The following is a 561-nucleotide window of genomic DNA, read 5'->3' as shown; positions in this document are numbered from 1 at the left end:
CCACGTTCCACGTTCCCGATTCTTCCGCGCGCAGCTGCGCGGGTGTTCACGACAGAAAAGGACCGATCTGCCATGAGCGGCAAAGAGCAGCCCATCTCCATCACCTATGCCGCGCCGCGTCGACGTCGAGGCCGGTGACCGCGCCGTCGAGCTGATGAAGGGTGCGATCAAGGCCACCCACACCCAGAACGTGATCGGCGGGGTCGGCGGCTTTGCCGGGCTGTTCGACGTCTCCTTCCTCACCGGGTACCGCAAGCCCTACCTGGCCACCTCCACCGACGGGGTGGGCACCAAGGTCGCCATCGCCCAGGCCCTGGACATCCACCACACCATCGGCCAGGACCTGGTGGGCATGGTCGTGGACGACATTGTGGTGGTGGGCGCCAAGCCTCTGTTCATGACCGACTACATCGCCTGCGGGAAGGTCATCCCCGAGCGCATCGCCGACATTGTTCGCGGCATCGCCGAGGGCTGCAAGCTGGCCGGCACCGCACTGGTCGGCGGGGAAACCGCCGAGCACCGGGCCTGCTGGGCGAGGAAGAATACGACGTGGCCGGCGCG

1 pseudogene is annotated in these 561 nt (G+C 67.0%); it reads left to right on the top strand.

Going from position 1 to position 561, the window contains the following annotated elements:
- Window positions 1-72: 72 nt before the first annotated feature.
- A pseudogene (gene purM / locus JCM19049_RS17120) lies at window positions 73-561 on the top strand (phosphoribosylformylglycinamidine cyclo-ligase); the annotation flags it as partial.

This window comes from Arthrobacter sp. JCM 19049 (genome assembly GCF_001310435.1).
This window is presented reverse-complemented; position numbering and strand designations above follow the sequence as displayed.